This is a genomic window from Streptomyces sp. T39, assembly GCF_008042045.1.
Classification (GTDB): Bacteria; Actinomycetota; Actinomycetes; order Streptomycetales; family Streptomycetaceae; genus Streptomyces.
Genome location: NZ_RDBP01000259.1, coordinates 1 through 2,952, shown reverse-complemented (window position 1 = coordinate 2,952; position 2,952 = coordinate 1). Strand labels below are relative to the sequence as shown.

3 protein-coding genes and 1 pseudogene are annotated in these 2,952 nt (G+C 76.4%); 3 read left to right on the top strand and 1 reads right to left on the bottom strand.

The features are described 5' to 3' along the window. Together EAO77_RS37910 and EAO77_RS37905 are read left to right on the top strand one after the other, a co-directional pair. Nucleotides 1-343 (top strand): annotated as a pseudogene (locus EAO77_RS37910) (hypothetical protein); the annotation flags it as partial. Between the two features lie 17 nt (nucleotides 344-360). Continuing rightward, a complete protein-coding gene (locus EAO77_RS37905) occupies nucleotides 361-633 on the top strand; it encodes a DUF1876 domain-containing protein (protein WP_147992801.1) in 273 nt (90 codons plus the stop codon). A gap of 144 nt (nucleotides 634-777) precedes the next feature. Here EAO77_RS37905 and EAO77_RS37900 read toward each other — a convergent pair whose 3' ends face one another. After that, entirely contained in the window at nucleotides 778-1,524 is a 747-nt protein-coding gene (locus EAO77_RS37900; RefSeq protein WP_147992800.1) for a DUF4232 domain-containing protein, read from the bottom strand. 347 nt (nucleotides 1,525-1,871) lie between these two features. Here EAO77_RS37900 and EAO77_RS40940 point away from each other — a divergent pair. Further along, a partial coding sequence (locus tag EAO77_RS40940; protein ID WP_261994349.1) for a transcriptional regulator occupies nucleotides 1,872-2,952 on the top strand: 1,081 nt, incomplete at its 3' end.

Here is a 2,952-nt window from a genome sequence, read left to right as displayed (position 1 = left end):
GGCCCTGCTGACGGCGATCCTCGTCGCCATGGGCCTCGCCGTCGTCCTGACGCCGTCCGCGTCCGCCGCCTCCCCGTGCGACACGGCCCCCAACTGGCAGCAGGGCGCCTGGTACACGGCTGGCAACGTTGTCAGGTACAACGGCGCCTACTACATCGCCGAGCACGACAATCCGGGCTACTCCCCGACGATCAGCACCTGGTACTGGGATCCGTACACCTGCGGTGGCGGCGGCACCCCCCAGCCGGGGGAGGGCCGGAGGGGCAGAGCGACGCGGGTGCGGATCCCCCGCCCCCTGAGCGCTCGCGATCAGCAGGCGCGCGGCGCACCCTGGAAGGGATGACGCCGGAGGTGATCCGCATGCAGACACTCGTCGGATGGCACATCGAGATGGAGTTCCGTGAGGACGGTGACCGGACCAGGGCGGCCGCCATGGTGAGGCTCGGCGACGGTACGGAGTGCCGGGGCCACGGCAACGCCAACCGCCACCGCTCCGACCAGCCGCAACTCATGGTCGGCGAGGAGATCGCGGGCGCACGCGCCTTGATGGACCTCGCCTCGCAGTTGCTCCAGAGGGCGCACGAGCAGATCGACGACGCCGCCGGAAGGCCCTCGCACGAGCTCCTGCGGTGAGGAGCCGGGCAGCGGGTCCCGGCGGCGTTCCAGGGGCGGCCGCCGTCGAACAGGGTCGACGAGGGCGACGGCGGCCGCCCACCACCCCGTGCGTGAGGCGCCCCCGGTCCGACCGGGGGCGCCTCACGCACGGGGCGGACCGGGTCAGTGACCGAGGGCGTCGTCCATCGAGCTCTGCCAGTAGGTGACGCGGGCCGAGTCGTCGACGTACGTCCCGGCCGGCAGCCGCAGGGTGACCGGTGCACCGGTCGAGCCCTCCCCGCTGCGCGGCTGGAACAGCACCTCCAGCGTCGCGGGCTCCATGCCGTTGCGTCCGCTGCCGTCGGCCGAGGCCAGCATCACGGCGGCGTAGGCCGAACCGCCGGGCTCGACGGAGACCACCGCCTGCGGCTTGCTCTCCTGGACGATCGCGGTGGGCGACTGCTGGTCGTCGCTCCACCGCAGCAGCGGGGCGAAATAGGCGTCGCAGCGGGCCGAGCCGGTGTTGGTGACGGTCAGGATCGCGTGGTTGAGCGGCCGGGACACCGGGCTGTAGGTGACCTTGGTGGTGGCGCCGGTGCAGGCGGTGGACGAGGCCGGCGCATCCCCCGGGCCGCCGGCGGACGAACCGCCGCCGGAGCCCTTGCCCTCGCCCGTGCCGCCCGACTCCTTGCCGTCGCCGGCGCCGCCCGACTCCTTGCCGTCGCCGGACGCGTCCGGCGCGGTGGACGGGGAGCCCGACGGCGCGGCCGGCTGCTCGGCGGGACCGTCCGCCGGAGCGCTCGGCGGGGTGCTCGCCGCGGGCGCGGTGGAGTCGCCGGCCGTGTCCTCGCCCTGGCAGGCCGTCAGGGACAGTGCCGCGAGCAGCGTGGCGGCGACGGCGGAAGCGGTGCGGATGCGGTTGATGCGCATGGTGGTTCTCCCCGTGATCAGGTGAAGCGGTGGTGTGCGGTCGGCGGGTCCGTGGTCACGGACCGCGCAGGAGGTGCGTGACGATCGCGGTCGACGCGATCACCACGAGCACGGCCGTGAGGTCGACGAACAGGTCGCGCAGGCTGGGTCGCATGGCTGGTGTCCCGTCGGGCTGTGCGGTGTGATCAACAGCGTGCGGGGCGGCGTGTTCCGGCCGCAACGCGCCGCGGACCATGAGGGACGGTGGAACGGCCGCGAGTACGCTGAGCTGGGCGAAAAGCCTTTGCCTGGAACGCCGTTCCGGGACGCGGGGACACCCGGGACAGCGTGACGAGGGGGAGTGGCAGGTGGCGACGACGCCGGAGGCCGAGGAGTTCGCGGCGATGCTGCGGCGGCTGAAGGAGCGTTCGGGGCACAGCTACGGAGTGCTCGCGGGCAGGCTGCACGTCAGCACCTCGACGCTGCACCGCTACTGCAACGGCGATGCCGTACCGGCGGAGTTCGCGGTGGTGGAGCGGCTGGCCCGGCTCTGCGCGGCGGAGCGCGAGGAACTGCTGGCGCTCCACCGCCGGTGGATCCTCGCGGACGAGGCGCGCCTGCGGGCCCGGGAGGCGGCACGGGGCGCCGCTCCAGCCGCGACCGGCCACCACGGTCCGGGCCCGGTGGCGTCCGGAGGGCCGGGGCCGGGGCCGGCGACGGGCGCGGGCGCGGTGCCTGCTTCCGGCCCGGCGTCCGGTTCCGGTCCGGGAACCGCGGCGGTCCCGGGGGACGGGTCCGCCTCCGGAGCCGCTCCCGGCCCGGCGGCGGAGGCCGGTCCGACGGGCCTCGGATCGACGGGTACGGGGCCGGCGGAGGCCGGTCCGACGGGCCTCGGATCGACGGGTACGGGGCCGGCGGAGGCCGGTCCGACGGGCCTCGGATCGACGGGTACGGGGCCGGCGGAGGCCGGTCCTTCGGCGGCCACGGGCTCCGGCCCGGACGGGGTGCCGTCCGTGGCTCCGGGCACGGGCTCCGCCTCGGGTGGTGAGCCGGCCGTGGCTGCGGGCTCCGGCCCGGACGGGGAGCCCCGCTCGGCCGCCGCGTCCGCCGCCGGAGACGGCCCGCGGTCCGGCGGCGGGCACGCCCGCCCGGGCCCTCCCGCGCCGGTGGCGCAGAGCTCCCCCGTTCCGGCCGCGTCCGGCGCGGGTGAAGCGGCCGAGGTGGAGGGGGAGGAGGTCTCCGGGCCGGAGCGGGCAGCCCCGTCCGCGCGGGGCAAGCGCCTCGTCGTCGCCCTCGCGGCCGCCGCGGTGGTGGCCCTCGCCGTCCCGGCGGCCCTCGTCGCGAGCCACTCCGGCACCTCCGGGGACCGCGCGGCCGGTGCGGCCACGTCCGCCCCGGCGAGCAGGACGCGCGGTCCCCGGAGGTGCCGGAGTGGCTCGCGACGAGGGC